This window comes from Elusimicrobiota bacterium (assembly GCA_026388075.1).
Classification (GTDB): domain Bacteria; phylum Elusimicrobiota; class Endomicrobiia; order Endomicrobiales; family JAPLKN01; genus JAPLKN01.
The window spans coordinates 1-17,402 of record JAPLKN010000079.1 but is presented as its reverse complement, the minus strand read 5'-3'; the positions used below and the strand labels follow the sequence as shown (position 1 = coordinate 17,402).

The 17,402-nt window shown below is 36.7% G+C and carries 3 protein-coding genes; 1 reads left to right on the top strand and 2 read right to left on the bottom strand.

Translation table 11 applies throughout. From position 1 onward, the window contains the following. Positions 1-6,085: hypothetical protein (locus tag NT145_04720; protein MCX5781990.1), on the bottom strand; the 6,085-nt coding region annotated here is incomplete at its 3' end. A 520-nt stretch (positions 6,086-6,605) separates the two neighbouring features. Beyond that, entirely contained in the window at positions 6,606-17,207 is a 10,602-nt protein-coding gene (locus NT145_04715; protein MCX5781989.1) for a hypothetical protein, read from the bottom strand. An 11-nt stretch (positions 17,208-17,218) separates the two neighbouring features. On the opposite strand from NT145_04715, the gene NT145_04710 reads away from it, so the two are divergent. Further along, positions 17,219-17,402: hypothetical protein (locus NT145_04710; GenBank protein ID MCX5781988.1), on the top strand; the 184-nt coding region annotated here is incomplete at its 3' end.

Sequence of the window (17,402 nt, the reverse complement as noted above, 5' to 3'; positions counted from 1 at the left end):
TTTCTGATTTCTTTGCATTTCCAAAAAGGTGGGCTTTGTAAAATCCGCGGAAGTTAAAGAAGGACCATTTCTCAAGTTTGGGGGCAAGGACTATTGATGCATAGATCATCAAAAGGCCTTTATCTTTGGTACTTAATTTATTAAGCTTGTCTTTTAATGCCCGATCTTCAAGTTGGTTATAATATCTTATGAATTGATCTTGAATAGATTGGCTTTCAGGATCTAATTTATTATCTAAAGCCAGATTTTCAACTGTACAAAGAATTGATTGATTGTCTGATCCGGTAAAATTATCAATAGCTTTTTTAAAAGTTGAAAGCCTTCTCATCAGATTTTTTAGCGTCTTTTTAAATGAAATGGGCACATTTATACTTAAACTAAGTAAGCGTCTTATTTCCGAAATATCCGATCCCCAAGTAAACGCAAATTCTCCAAAACCAGCATGTGAAAGCACTTTTCCCATCATAGTTTCTTCCGCAAAATATTTAATTAATTCTTCCAATGTAATTTTTTGATTTTTTTCAAGATATTCTTTAAGCTTTTTAATGGTTTCTTCATTTTCTACTACAAGATTAATTTCCGCTGCGTCAGGTATAATTTCTGCACATAACGAAAGTATTTGCGTTCCCAAACTTTTGTCTTTTAAATCTTCTTTGACTCCGTTAAAGAATACATAATTGAATTGAATGCTAAAATTATATTCCTCGCCTTTTTTGGAACGCATCCATATAACCGGATTTGAAGATTTCTCGTTAGCTTCATTTTCAAGCCATATTTTAAGTTCTCCGTTTTTCTCATCAACTTCTGAAATTAGAGAATACTTGCTTACTTCGCTGATTTTTTTATCAATTGCCCTGACTTTTTTTCCGCTTACATAATATTTCATCGTCAGGATATTTATTATTGTTTTCTTTTCACATTCTTCTTTTTCAACGAGTTTCTGAAGGTTTTTACTTTCTGAATATTCTTCTTCCGCAAGTTTTCTGCATTTTTCTTTTTCATCGGGCACGGGAGATACTGTCCTAAACATAGTCACTAGATTCGGCAACGGTGTCATAGCTTCAGTCTCGCAAGTAGAACAAGCAATTGCAAGCTTATCTTTCTTCATATATTTAGCAAGTTTTTTTGCATTCTGTCTTATTTCTTCAATTGACTTTCCGAAATCTTTACTTGTACCTAAAGCTTTAGTGTCAGCACCGCCGAAAATAGGCCGCTTTTTGATAATTTTGCGCGCCCTTTTAATTGGAATCTGGAAACTGAAAGCCTGAGCTTTTATTTTATTTATACCTTCCAGCATTTTATCAAGCTCCGCTTCTGTCTTGCGTGTTTTAACCTTTTCTTCCATACCGCACATATGTACCAAAACTGCAACATTTCTTTTGTTTATATGTTCTATTATGGGATTTAATTGGCCAACAACAAATTTATCCACATATGTGTGGCCGAATTTAGGCATACCTATAACAGGATCACATAAACAGATAGAGTCTACCCCTGCATCAATAAGAGCATCAACATATTTGATAGTTAAATTTCTCACATATTCAAAAAGCTTATCTGATAATTCTTTTGCTTGTTTAACTCTCGGGCCACCGCCTTCATGTTTTGCCAGCGCCAATGTAAGCATCAGCTGATCGCCCAACAAATATGAAAAAACTGTCAAGGGCGCCGGAACTATTCCCATAACTTTTATAGATGGGTCTTTCTTTTTAATTTTCTTAACCATGTCTCTTTGTACAATCATTCTTAAACCGTCTTTCATCGGGTCAAAATTTACTAAACCTTCCAGAGAACGAAGTTTTTCTAAGAGTTTATTAACATCATTATCATTGTAAATTCGTTCTTTGTCAGGAATACTCGGATCTCTCTTTCTATAGCTTGGACGCTTCTGGCCTTCCTCATAATACCTTTCAAAATCAAAACCGTTATTTTTTAAGATCGCTTCCCAAAGAATAGAAAGGTCCATTGTAGGATACACCATAGGAAGGTCCAGCTCTTCGTTTGTATTTTCAATAACTTTGGCTTGTATGTCGGCATTATCGGCAGCTTGAGACAGAGTATATTTGGTTTTATACTTTTCATTGTAATATCCAACCATATCAAAAAGGTTAATTATAGCTGTACGATTTTTTCTGCTTTTCGCTGTTTTGACAAAAATATCTAGATTTTCCGGGTCCCGCTTGCCAGGTTCGGGTTCTTCTGAAACGTCTGCAGTTAACACATAATTTGGATTACTAATGTTCCACCTCATGTGTTCAGTAATCTGTGCTTGAATGGCAAAAATTACTCTAGCGTCGGGCGGTGAAAAAAATAGTTTTGCAATGTCCCACGCTTCCTGACCCGCTCTATTCAATTCGTTCCGCTTTATCCTACCTGAAGGTTTGGAATTAAGAACCGCAATGTCCCATGCGTCCACACCCGCTTGAATAACTTTTTTAATTCCTTCCTGAATTTTGTTCAGGATTATTTCATCATTTTTGGGAATTTCGTGTTTTTTAATTAAAAATTGGATCGCTTCTTCAAGAGTCATCTCCCCATTAATCACTGCCAGAGTAGCTTTCCAAAATGCAGGTTCTTCGTCTTTAGGCGCATAATTTTTTTGACAGTCTTTAATTTCTTTAGAATATTCTATTTTATTAAGCCACCATTTTTCTTTATCCTTATTTTGATCAATTCTTCGCCACAACCTTAATTCTAGATTAAGATCTGTAATTGTTTTCTTATCCTTTTCTTTAAGTATCTTTTTTTCAACCTCATTAATCATGTATTTTGGATAAGCCATATATGTACTTGGCATCGTTGCGTTGGCATCGGGTTTCGATTCAGGAGAGAGATAATTATCAGTTAATGCTTTTAAAAGATTTTTCGTAGCATTTACAAATACTCCTTCGGCATTTACTAATTGTTTATCTGAACGATTACTTAATTTGCCCACATTAATTGCCAGCGGAATTTCTTGCGGAAATTCTAATATTTCCTTATCGCTAATGTTATAATCACTACCGATATGAGCTAGAATTTCAAATTGCTTTTTGGGATCTTCTTTATTTTCTTTATTTAACAAATCAATTAAGATTTTAAGGTTTTTCCCTTTCCCGTTTTCCGGGCTGACTTCTTGGAGCGTTGTTATACCGCCTTCTTGAGTACCTTGAGTACCTTGGAGAATCTTTGTTTTAAAAATGAAATAAATGTGTGTTGCCAAATGCTGTTTGTTGTTTGTTGCTAGTAGGGTACTCAGGGGGTCATATATCGGGAAAAGAAGATTTTTGTAGTCCGCATCTGAGTTAAATACAATATTGCCGCCTTTTTCAAGAAATCCTATCAAACTTTCTGCCATGCTATCAGAAAGTTCTGATCCGGGTACCATAGTTGTTCCTCCGATATCAAGCGAAAGCAAAGGAGTTTTCTTATCTTTTAGAATATCGTTAAGGCGATTTACTAAAGCGCTTTCCGCAGGATTCAGCTCCTTCTTTGCAGGTTCGGTTTTTTTAGTCTTTTTTGCCTGTCGGCCGCTTGCAGTTGCCACTTTTTCCGGATTTTTTATGATGTTGGCTACATTTAGGCTTTGATGCTTCTCAATTTGAGCTTTTTTAGCCTTCTTTTGTGCGGCTTTTATACTAAACTTAAATGGATCAACGGGCTGTATAAGCTGGAAAAAATACGATATCCCTCTTGCAAGGATGTCATTTATCGTGTTTCTTACTCCTCTAAAATTTTCATGTTCTAACTTTTTTAATAGTTTATCAATAAAATCTTTTAAAACATCTTTTTCTTTAAGAATTTCCTGAATTTGAGCAAATGTCACTTCACCAAATTTTTGAATTGCTTCCCAGGTAACTTCCCAAAAATATTTTTCTTCGTGTTTAGGCGCATATTTAATTTGAACTTTTGTCTTGAGTTTAGCGTACTTCTCCAGCTTCCACCAATCTTCAGGAAGCCTTCTTATGTATTTATTGAAAAAATTATTCGCAAAATCTTTGTAAGTATTTATTGCAGTAGCATTATCTTCTTCCGAGGCAGGCTTTGAGGTTTCCAGTTGAGCGGTGATTTTATTATCCGCCTGACTATAAACAATCTCAATTTTTCTATTTTCTTTGTTTTTTTCATCAGTAAACTCAAAGCTGAAATAAAGGTTTGTTGCATCCTCGCGTTCAAATTTAAATTTCATCCCAAATTTATTGTCTTTACCCAGCACACCATTAACTGTCTGTTCAATTTCTTTGGGATTTTTCTTTTCTTTAAGACTATTTGAGATAGCAACACGCAGCAAATCTGAAGGGAACTTATTAGTCAAGATGATTTGTTTAACTTCTTCAGCTGTTTTTCCTTGTAATTCACTGGTTAAGGCGATTAAAGCCATAGTCTGGGAGGCGTACTCTTTCGCCTGGGCTTTTGCCAGCTGGTCATAGAATTTTTGAGAATATTTGGTGTCTTTTGTTACATTGGGGGTAACAACGAGATAGGAAATGTCTCTGTCTTCAAGAAGCCGGGTCAGGCCTTCGGTATGGAAACCTCCGGTTACAACAACCATTACTTCTTTTGCGTCTTTTAATGTTTCTTTTAACTTTCTAACATGGTCAATACCGCCGAGAGATCTTACTTTCCCCTGATTTTTGGCGGGAATTTCGCCTAAGATATTTTTTATGAAAAACTTATTTCTTTCAACGTTTGTCTGGTAGAATCCGTCAAACAAATTATAATAAGGAGAAAGGTCCACCACCTGATCCAATATAGCGTATTTTCCCCAAATTTCCTTGAATTCGGCCATATTCTTTGAGATGAAAGCATAATCTCCAGCCCCAATTTTGTTACTTAGATATTCTTCAATATAGCTGAAGAAATCTGAAATGTAGGACACTTCCTCTTCCGCCACGCATTGTGAGGTTCTATAATGAAGCTCTCTTATTAAGGTTCTTTCTTCTCTTACTAAGTCTATCGGATTAATGGCTTGGTTGGATTTTACGAAATTGAGGAAGTCATTTACTTCTTTAAACTTGCTGGTAAGCTCTATGTTATAGAGTTTTGATATCTCGCTTAAGTTTATATACAATTCGTCAAGACGGGAAAGGTTTTGAGTTTTTTCCAAGAGCAGCCTGTATGTTTCGTATGGCATCTTGGTTTTTAGCTGGTTTATAAGTTCGGCTAACTGCTTGCTTATCTTTTTGTAATTTAAACCTTTTTGTTCTTTTACCAGTCTAAGATATTCTTTAATCGCCACATAATCATAAATGTTTACTTTTGATTTGTCGGCCAATTTTATTAACAGTCGGTATAATTTTTCTGTGGTTATTTCGTTCTTTTTGTATCTATTAAGGATTTTTTCAAGCCTTGCATTTTCCCTGCTGTAGTATTTTTCTTTCAGCATTCCTAATTTTGCTTTTATTTCGGGAATTTTAGATTGGATTTCGCTTTGCTGGCTGAGAATCTTTTCTAATCTCAGTATGTTTGCATTGTATAACGAGGCATCTTCAATACCTATCAATAAATCCGGCTTTTTGGCTTCAATTGAATAATATTCGGTTCCGGTAAGCCTTCCTGATTCTATAAATGTTTCTATAACTTTTTCTCTAAGTTTCTTGTCTTCTAAAACGTTTACCCAGGAAGTATTAAGCTGGCCGACGCTTCCTTCTATATATATTTTTTTGAGATGATATTTTTCATCCAAAAGCCCGAGAATCTTTGAAATATTCCTTTGAACTTCGCTATGGCAGTGAAGGTCCTGGATATTTATTACAACTTTGTCCGAACCAAAATACCTGCCGTCCGTTATTCTCCCCAAACTGTAGGGAATGGTTAACCCGTCCAAAGCAAGCTTCACCTGCTGCGAAGTTTCTCCGTTTGTAACAGCTATCGCGTGCAAAGCTTGGCTGAATACCGAAGTAAATAAAAAGGCCGTAACTGTTACAACAGCAACAGCCTTTTTAAAATTAAATAATTTCATTAAGTTCTTAAACTTAAAGAAAATGAACCTCCCCGCAGCAAGCTGCGGGGTATCAGATGTATTTTGCCTTTCTTCCTCTCCTTTGATGGGAGAGGATTTAGGTGAGGGTGAGCATGCAAATACAGCTTTATCAAGCCCCCTCATCCTCACCTTCTCCCACCAGGGGAGAAGGAATATTCGGAAACCGCCCTGCAAGCAGGGCAGAATTGTCAAATTAAATAAATTGGTAATTGTTTTCATTTCCCCCGTTACCTCACTGCTTATCCGCCTTCGCACCGTCCGCCAATGGCGGAGGCAGGGAAAACTCCTAATTTCTTTTAGGAGATGCTCGCCTATGGCGGAAATGCGAAGAAGGAACCCCCGTTTAGTTTTGCTACTTGTCCCTGCGATTAGTTTTCGACTTGTCCCCATGCCTAGATTTCAAGGAAATCTTCGGGGAAGAAAACTGTAGGGAGGCAAAACTAGGGGGTAAGCTTCGGCGCCTGCCTCGCCGGCGGGCGGGGATTTCGCCGAAGAAACCAAAGATACTATGGTCGTAAGACCATAGAGCTTCATTGAATTTTATCATTGCGACCTATTCTTAGCGACGAACTCAAAAATATTTTTTAGGCAGTTACTGGTCTCTGGTTCCTTACCCCTTACCACTTACCGCTTATCCCTGTTTTTATGCTGCTCCTAACAGCATTTTCGTATTTTCTTTCATATTCTTCAGTCCGTCATTCTTAAGTCTTTCTATGAATGAACCGAATTCTCTTTCACCATATACATCCAACAGCCACAGCAAATTGGCTATAACGATAGGAACCGGATTATTTCTATCAGTATTATCAACTAGGCTGCCGAGAAGATTTATAGCCTTATAAGCCGCATCCTGAACTTCCACCGCAGTTGCCTGCTTTCTCCCCGTTTCTACCTCTTTCAGGTATTCAATTAATTTACCAGCTTCAATCCACATATTTTGATTTATTCCTTCAAATGCCGGCTCCGCGCCCTTTTGCATATTGTTCAGAGTTTCTACCATTTTGCTGATATCAAACTTGGGTTCTGTTCCAGAATTTTCCCTAATAGAAATTATATTGGCAAACAACATCGCGCGAGCATATGTTATCTCGTTTCTAGTAGTAAATTTGCCTAAGGATTCATTCCTAGCATTTTTCTCCGGCTGACTGTTGATAATCACTCTCTCAAGAATCCCCTCCGTATATCCCGCAAGTTGACTTGCTAGAAGATCTTTGGCTTTATCATCTACAGATGAAATATTTTTTGCAACTTTCTTAACATACTCATCTTTCCCTAGAAACGATTTCTTTGCTATTTTTCGTATAAAAGCTTCTCCTTTTAGTTCCTGTTTCAGATAGGAATTCATTAATGAAAGAAGATCTGAAATCTGTTTTTCATTTAATTCTCTTACCTTTTTAAGCGAAAGTGCATCGCTTCTTCCCACGTTATATCTGTACCCAAAATCGTTACTTAGTTTGTTCTCAAAAGCGTCAAAAACCAACTGAAGCAAATCCCGTACTCCTTTCAAAGTGTTGTCTTTTCTGAATATATCCTTAACTAATTCATTTGAAACACCTATTGTGTAAGCTTCCATTATTCTGTCATTTATAACTCTTTGATTTTTCCCTTCAATTTTTGTGAGATCTGCTTGTAAGGTTTCCAAGTTCCGAGTTGTTTCCGGCGCAAGTTCTGGTTCATGGCCTTTTTGCTTGTCTTCTTGTTCCGTTGTTCTGAAGATTTTGGTGCAAATCTCAACCCAAACATCCTTTATATCATCTTCTATACCTATAGTAGCAAGCTCACCGGCAAGATATTTCCTAGCCTTTTTTATTTCGAGTTGTTTATAAATATCTTTGTTCTCAAATTCTCTTGCTTTATCCAATATTACACCCATTATGGCGTCGCGTTTAATGCTTGAAATTATTGTTCTTAATTTAGGAAGTAAATTATTAGCTTCAAAAAACTTTATTTCAGATGTGCTGAAAGAGCTGAGATCAAGCCTTATCCCGTCGGCATCAACTCTTGAACCTATTCGGTTTTTCATGACCTTCTCAAACTTTTCCAAATAATCTTCTTCATTTTTCTGAGTTAATTTTGGTTCTGTTTCTCTATGATCATAATTGGGAAGCCCCTGAGCATAATCAACTACTACCCGCAGCCCTCTAGAATGGGCTTTTCTTATCCGTTCTTTAAGTGGCTTAAGATCATTTTCCTCTATTGTTCCCGAAAAAATTGCCTCATCAAAGGATATAACTACTACATTAGTATTTCGTTCCGCCATTTCTTTCATATCATTTTCGGTAAAGCTCGTCTCCAATTCTTTAAAAGAAAACCGAATATTCACTGTTTCGGCTCTTATCGGTCCAGAATTCAAGAAAGGTTTTTGTTTTCTTTCCATTACACCGTTCAGTTTATCAAGAAAATCATAAAAACCTTCTTTTCCCGAGTCAAATGTTGTGTCAAAATGATTTTTTTCGTTCAAAAATAAGTCCTCGGCTTCTTTGCCAGTCGCAACAAAAACGGTTTGTCTGAAATTGATAAAGTTTAAAGTTTCCTCAGTTATCCCGGTTTCGCTTTCTATAAAAGAAAATTCGCCATTTTTATTTCCTCTCTCAAAATCACCCGGGTACTCAGAAATCCATTTGAAAATATTCTGAGCATTAAATGGTGCTGCGCTATGTCCCTTATTGTACTCTTTGACTTTCGTTTGATCATAATAATATATTTTAAGCAACCCGTTTCTAATCGGGATTTCTTCCCAGTATAGTTCATCCAGACCAATATCTGTCGTTAGCCGTGAATCTTTTTCCAACTGCAAATCTTTCTTATTTTTCGCTTTCGGTAAAGGCATCGCCACAGCTACTTTCCCGCCATGGTTTGCCAGTTCAATTGCATGGTTTAATTTTTGAAGATAATTCTTGGAATTTGAAATGCTAATTCCTATCAATTCGTTCTTCATAGCAGGAACAATTGCCTGCAAGGGTTTTTCGGCATGGAAATATTGTTCAATCAAGGCGAGAATATATGTGCCGAAGATCGCTCCCGGCTGAGAATTTGCCAAATCTCTTCCTTTTTCAAAAGTTTCATTTAACTGAGCGAATAAATTAACAAGATTGAAAAGGTCTTTTGTGATAATAATACGCGGGTTTTTCAGAGTTCTGTAAACAGCCATATTTTCGTAAGCGAGATGCCAGAGAGCCGAAATATTTTGAATTCCTAACATCAAAATATACGGTCTTTCTACCTGTTTTATCAAGTTCATATCTGCCGGCATCGCCTCTTCGGGTATATTTTCTAAAGAGATCCCGGAGATTCTGGCAATTGTAGCTCTTGTTTCTTCATCAAGTTTTAAGCTTTCCTTAGCCTGCATATTCAAATCCAAAGTAAATACTGAGTAAATCTTTTCACCTTGATCGTTACTATTTTCAATAATTATCCAATTTCCGGCCGGAACTGCTGGCAATTGCGCATCTTCACTGATTATTTCTACGGGTAATCTTCCTATTTTTGTTTTACCTCCCCCGAATCCCGTAATAGGAAGTAAACCTTTGCCCGTTGCAAAGAATTCCTTAATCATATTTTTATGCTGGGACCTGGTACTAGTTATAAATTCTTTTATGTATATTATTTGAGTTCCCAAAATCCAATTCCCCCACAAAGAAGACACTATAACAATAGCCCAAAAACAATAACCTAAGGGAAATGAAAAGGTCAACATAGCGATAATTCCGCCAATACTAAAAGAAAAGCCAGTTACTAATAATGCGGCAGAAAACGAAATAATTGAATAATTCTGATAAGATGCGACTCCTTCACCATCCGCATTTTCACGTATTTCACTTACTTTTTCTTTCATTGATTTCTTTTCTTCCGGTGTAAGCCAAGGATGCAGCTCGGCAAATTTTTTGGAATATATATTTTCCTTATAGCCATATTTCTCGCCTGCCCAGATTAGGATTTTTACAAATTCATCATAAGGAATGAATTTTCCCTTGTACCATTTATAAAATAGATAAATCCTTTGCACTATTTCATAATTTCCTGCATCGTGCCATACAGCAAGTAATTTATTCACTTCCTCTGTATTGATCCGATTCTTGTAATGATCTTTGATAGCTTTGTCTATTGATCCTTTCCCGGTCATTAATAATCCCTGTATATTGACACCAGAACTTCGTTTTGGCTTTAAATCCATAAAGTGCTTTTGAATTTCGCGGTTAGACATAAATTTAATCAACATATCTTTCAAAAGCATCACATCAAAAAATGATTCGTAGTTGGCGGGAATATTTATATTGCTCCATTCGTAGAACGCAGCAACATAGGATTTAGAAAAATTACCTTTAAAATCTTTGCTATCAATATCGTTAAAATCCTTATTCAGTAAGATAGAATGTAGAATCGATAAAAGCGATTCTATTTTTTGCTCTAATTCATTTTTATTATCCAATTTATTATCCAAAGAAATGTTCTTAAGAAGCATCAGAATAGTCAAAGTGAGAGGATCCCCAGCAGTTTTCTCCTTCACATATGTGCCTTCAAAACACTTCTTATAGACGGATTTTGAAGCCATATCAGCCAGGTCAACCAAAATATATTCAACATTCCGAAATATATTATTTTCATCTGATAATGTTATTTTTTTGTCCGGATATTCGTCGTATTTGTATTCAATATTCCGTTTCTTCATTATTGTCGCCAAAAGCTCTTTGAGGAAACCGGAAGTTGATAGTTTTTGGCTCGTTGATAGTTTTTGGGTCAATGTTTCAAGATTTTGCTTAAATTTTATGCCATTTCCAATAACTTGAATATTTTCCAATTCTTTAAATAACTTATTTGTTCCATTTTCAAAATCTATTAAATATTCGTTAATTTTTTCAATATTTGCAGGAGCTTCCTTATATTTGTCATCATTCATTACTTGTTGGATTATATTCCCAACTTGCTGATACAAGCTTATCATCAAAACAGCCAATGAAGGTTTGTGTTCTGTTGCACTTTCAAACAATGGGTTAAATTTGCTAATCAAATTATTAAGAAAATCTATTAAATCGTTGTCTGAAACATTATTTTTCTTATATTCTTGAACTAATAGAGCAATATTGAAACCTATACCTATTTCAAAATCCTTGTCTTGCAAAACTCTACCAGCAAGCGTATCAGCCAAGCCGGAAGGAATATTGTTCCCATTTAGCGGTTTAGCGTTATTGAGAATCCCAAGTATTTCTGTTTTCAAAGAACCGCTGGTCAAAGGAATATCATTCATCCTCAAATCATCAAGCTTCATTTCATTATTTTCATGTTCTGACGTCACGTTATCTAAACGTTCTCTAAGATCACTCGTTGATTTTTCGTCCGACAGAATGCTGTTGATCTTTTTACCAGATTTTTTCCCATTTTTTATAGCTTCGCTCTCCAGTTTTCCAAGTTCCCTTGTTAAAGCATCCTGTTCTGCTTCAATTGATTCTTGTCTTTTAGTCAGTCTTCCTATTTCTTTTTCATTATTTTTATGATTCTTTTCGTAATTCTGATTGTGTTTTAGATGAAGACCCTGCAAAATGATTAACTCATCTTTGGTGAGTTCGATCTCGGCCACATCAACATCGCTCATAGTTTCTAATGAGTTCTTTAGAGATTCCCTTTGTGCCAGCACCTGCTTTTTAAGTTTTAGCGCCAGCTTTCGCACTAAATCCGGATCGGCGTTAGAGTGATCGATTACCCAATTTATATCAATGTGGCTCATAGCAACATTTTCGTTTGCTGGCGCGACGATTTGCTCCGCAATTATTTGAATAATTTTGGCAAGCGGATGGTTAAGAGAAATATTTTTTGACAGATATTCTTTTGCCATCCATACTAGTTGATCTTTGAATTCAGTAGTCCAATCCAAAATTTGTTCAATAGTTATACCTGAAAAATCTAATCCAGTTTTGATCGCTCGTTTATAAGCCAATCCTACTAATTGGCGATAATTTCTTATCTTTTTCTTCACTCCGTTATCAAGGGTAATCTTTACTTTTTTCGGCGACTTAGATCCTTCCGCAAGCTGTTCAAGCATCCCGATGACCGTATCCCAGGTTGCCTGGGTGGTTAGAAGATTGTAGTAATATGTCTGTCCTTTGCCTCGTTCTCGGGAATCGGTTTCATAATTCAGATGATACTCTTCAGTTTCTACTATTGCCTGTCCGTTTTCTAATGTCAAATCGATTACGTCGGTAATTCTTTCAATAATTTCACTGTTTTGTTTTATCAGGACAACTTCATCACCCGGATTCCATACTAATTCTCTGCTATTCGTTAGATAAATCGGCTTAAAGAAAGAATAACTATCACCTTTGGTCCAATATGCAGTATCAGTTTCATAATTGAGTCTCATTTCTTGTGTTTCTACAGTAACCTTAAAACTTCCGGTTTTTATTCCAGTAACATTTTCTATTCTCATTGTCACTTGTCCGTTTCTTACTACTTTCACGTCACTTCCATCCCAAACAAGCTCGCCTCCGCTGATTGGAACAGAATTGCCTGATCTGGTAGTTAAAGGAAAATTATTCTTACTTAGAGTTTTAATTTCATTCTCATTCTCGATTTGTTCGCTTATTAACCGATTTATTTCATGATTAATATCGCTAATAAGTCTTTCAAGATCAAGATAACTATCAGTATTTTTGTTTCCCAGAGCTTTCTTGCCAGCTTTCTGGCGTTCAAGAGCAGATTCAAGCACACCAAGCGCGGTTTGTTCCGTATCCAGATTTTCTTTAATCCCTTTATTTCTATCGATTAGACTTTCAATCCTTTGATTGTTTATAATATAGTTTGCATTATGTTCTTCGTGCAGGCGACTTAAGTTCAAGAAAAAATCTTCTTCGTTATTAGCACCTTCACTAGCTTTGCTTATCATGTCCTTTACAGCCAATAATACTAAAACTCGATCTTTTTCAGGATGTTGGGCTAGATAATTTTCCATGTCTTCAATAATAAGTCTATTTTCATTGGCGGGCGCCACAATAAGCCTGGCAATAATTTCAATGATTGTGGCAACTGGTTTAAATTTCTTTAGCTTGTCATTTTTGATAGGAAGATTTTTTGAGAGATATTTTTCTGCTAATTTAACAAGTTTTTTACTCGCGACTACAGTTTCCCGCAATGCTTCTTCAGCAGTTGTAAATGGAATATAGATTCCCCATTTTTTAGCAAGCTTAAACGCGTCAAACACAAGCTCTTTAAAAGTTTTTGGCTCTTCGGTTACTCCCTCTTCGGTTACTCCATATAGAGTAATAGCTAATTTTTGTGAATCCGGCTTGCCCCCGCCGGCAATTTTTTTAAGCAATTCAATAACAGTATCCCAGGTTTTTTGGGAAGTAGCCGCAGCCGTAGGTTCAGCTAATGCCCGTTTAAAGGCTTCTTTTATCATATTGAGGTTTTCCTGGTTATCTATAAGCCGCATAAACACTCCGGCGCCGCCTTCTTTTCCTCTTCCATCTTTTTCATCAACAAGAGCGTTATACGAAGCTTCGGCAAAATAGTCGCGAACCATATTCGGGCTAATATTGTGCAAGTATCCTTTAGCGAAACCTATAGCCGGAAGCCCGGGGATAAATTTTTCAGATACCATTGAAATAATAAACGGCAGATATTTCTGAGGCTGGGCAAGCACATTCTGATAATTAATATGCTGATCGCCTGTCCCCTGCAGTACCAACGGAATACCAAGCGTCATAAGATATTCTCTTAGGTTAACGAATTTACCGCCTTCAACGTAAATAAAGGGTACTAACTGCCTTTTGTTTTCTTTGGCATATTTATTGGCCGCTCTTATGGCTTTTTCAAGACTTTCTAAATTATTTACTGCATCTACTCCGATGTTGAAATTAGACGAGACAGCGGCAGATCTCGCTAAAGACTTGATATTTTCTTCATCATTCCTAACCCTGCCCGATGTCTGCAAATCGCTTAATCTTTTCTCCAGCAATTTTTTGCCCATTTCAACATAGGGCTGGCGCAGATACAGATTCTTTTGAACAATTTTGGTTGCTTCATTATCAAGGTTATCAAGGACCACGTTTGAAACTTTAAAATTCTTGCTGTGCAAAGCCTTTACTATCAGGCGGTTTCCTACAGTTGTAGTTATCGCATGGAACAGACTTATAAGTCCTGCGAATTTCTTTGAGATGTCGTTAGTTGCTTCCATTTTATAATTAAGGACATTAAATTCCATGCTGGATATTTGTTTTTCGGAAAGATTTATCACAAAAGCATGCGGATTTTCAGATTTTAAGTAGTTTTGTTTTTGGTATTTCCACAGACTTTCCGGCACCGTAACAAGGGGGGTCGGGCAGCCGTCCTGCCATATGCTTTCGTTAAAGTTCTGCTCTTTCGATTTTCCGAACCAGAACATCTCGTCCGGGACAACCAAAACCATATTCTTGACCCCGCTGTCAACTATAAAGTTGCCAATCATTACTCCTATATGGTCAGAGCTCCTTATCTGGTCAATTTCATCTTTGCGGGCTTGCCAGTAAGCCTCCACATTAAGATCGTAGTATGCAAGGAATGCCATCATATGGAGATCGTCAGTCCATCTTCCGCCCACATTGTCAAACATTTTAATGACTTTAGGCGTGTTAGCGACTCCCAAATCTCTCAAAAGATTGGAATTCTTTATAAATGCCGCAAGCCGGCTTTGAGTTTCGTCATCGGTAGATTCAAAAACCATGTTCCCCAGGACTTCGCCGAAAATAAGCTTCACGGTTTCCTTGTCAAAACTGAAACCTGCAACCCTCTGACTTACAAGTTCTATAAGGCTGTCTGTTCCATAAATAGAAGTATCCACTTTAAAAAGGTCAGCATTTCTTTCCTCTCCTTTGGGTAAATTTATCTCATGCAGAATTTCAAAGACCTTATCCGCAAAAAGCTTGCCGTTTTTCTGTTCGGAATGGCTGTCGGCTGATTTTTTTAATGAGGCATACAAAAGAGCAGTGAAAATCAGCATAGTTTCATCAGTTGTCCCCGATTTAGAGCTTGGAATTATTGCAACGCTGCCCTCACTTGGCGCTTTTTCCAGCAACTGCTCATAATCGACTCCTAATTCATACTGGCCTGTAAATGTAGCCCTGGAAGAATCCGCCCATTTCGCAAAATACCTTGCGACAGCTTCAAACGGAGTGTGCTGTCCGCCGATGCCTGTTTTGATTATTGTTCTGAAATATTTCGATCTGAATAATTCTTTATAAGTATCAACACCTTCGAGAAATCTTTGTTTCCCTTCTTCGGTATAATATCCTTGTACGCCCTCGGTTGCAAGCGCGCCGTGGTTAGCCGATCCTGACGGTACTCCAAAACCCGCTTGTCCGTATCCGCCTTTCATATAACGAGGGTCATCTCCGCTAAGAGGCGTGACTAGTTTATCCAAAAGTTCTTTCGATTCGGCTATTTCCTGTTCATTAAACTCAGTTGTTCTCGAAAGCCTTTCAAGAGAGATGAAGTTCCTAAGATGAGCTGCCCGATACTTAACTCTCTTTGCGTTATATTCTTGATGTGACTCGCTCAAAATGTCATGTCGTTCCTTCTCATCAGACTGAGCGCCTTCTGCAGCTTTCTTCATCTCTGGGACAACGGAGCGCAGCTTATCTTGATCCTTTTTAGGATGCTTGGTTATGAAACTTTCAGGATTCTTATCCAAAAGTTCAGTTTCAATGGCAGGAGCAATTATCATCTCGCCAATAATTTCAATAATCAGAGAAACGCCTTGAATAACAGGGTTCCTATCATCAATCAGTTTATCCTTTAACAAATACTCATCAACTAAGTCCACTAGTTTATCTTTTATCGCTATAGCAGCAGTACTGGCTTCTCTATATGAATTAAAAGGAAGCCATATACAATATTTTTCAGCAAGACCAAACGCTTCTTTAACAAGCGTATTGAAATTTTTCTGATCTACAACTGCTCCGCTATATAGGTCAATTAGGTCAATCTTCCCCTTGTCTGTAGAAGCCATTTTGGGAGAACTTTTAATAAGATTAAGCAAATCTTTAAGAGTTTCCCAGGCTTCTGGGGTGGTTGCCGCGGTAGCAAATCTAAAATCTGACTTTATACGGTTAGTTTCCACTACAAATTGATTCTTAGCTTCGTTAAAAGCATTCCAGATATTCTTGTGCTGTTCATCAATAGCAAAAGCTTTCTCCTTATCTTTAATAAAAGTTGATAGAAAGTTATCAAATTCATCCAAGTAGTCTCCCAATTTTTCTCTAATACTTCCTTCACTCATATTTTTGCTTTTATTGCTTAAATATTTTCTAAAATATTCTTCAAGCATACTTTTAAATACTTCCACCATAATCTGTTTATGGGAAGTATCACCGTATTCAGATCGGGCAAGAAATTCAAGCATATTATTAAAAGAGTCCCCTAATAAACTGATATTATCTGTTACAGGAATGAATGCATCAAGCAATGCACTGGGAATATCTTTTTTAGTTTCTAATGATTTTTCAAATTTTGACTTCAATTCTGCATGTTTTCTAATATTTTCTTCTGTTTCAGGTTTAGTGGCTCCGGCACTCCCGTCTTGTTCAAAAGAAGAAGCTTTTTCAGCATTCTGCTTAAAAGACCTCTTAAATGTTTCTATTTCACTTTTGATTTTTTGTGTTTTAGTCAAAAACTCCAACATTCTCTCTTTATCAGGATTTCTTGGAAGCAATTTGGGCTTTGAAAGAACTTCTTGAATATTTTCTTTGGGAGCTTTTTTTGTTACTTCAATGGAACTTATATCTGCCATATTCATCAATTTCATTTTCAGATAACTTTCTGCATTAAATATGGCCTCTTCAAGAGCATTCCGGACTTTTTCCGAGAAACTCTCTTTTCCTAGGTCAGACAAAAATCCATTAAATTCCTCATAATAATCCTTGTTTGGACGATCTTCTCTTGGAATTGATCGCCAATCACTTAAATCATTTTGTATAAAATTTATTAAGAAATTCTGGTATACTTGGACTAACTGCTGGTGATTGTAATCAGTTGAATATTCTGAAAGCGCAAACATTCTGATAACATCAACCAAAGTATCTTCTATCACTTCAAGATATCCTTCAATTATGGCTGGCGGAACGAATCCAAAATTTTGAGCGTATCGTAACATTTCATAACGTTTCCCGCCGCCATTTTGAATATCAGGCTGCTTCATTGCCTTTTTTTCTTTTCTGGCTTTAAATACAATTTTGTAAGTTGAGTATAAGGCCTCAGAAATATCTCCTTTGCTCGCCATTTCAGAATTAAATGTATCCAGCATATTTCCAAAGTCTTTCGGGACAATCTGTTTCCTTGTACTCGGAAAAGGCTTGCGTTCCTGCAGGGAAGGCAAATAAGAAACTTCCGCTGATAGAATTTTTTTATTCCATTTCTGATCTTCTCTTTGTTTTATTCCTGATTGTTCCTTTGCATTTCTTTCTTTCTCTTCATC

Bases quoted from the DNA above. Each gene is read 5' to 3' on its own strand.
- NT145_04715 (MCX5781989.1), bottom strand. From the start codon at position 17,207: ATGGCGAGCAAAGGAGATATTTCTGAGGCCTTATACTCAACTTACAAA.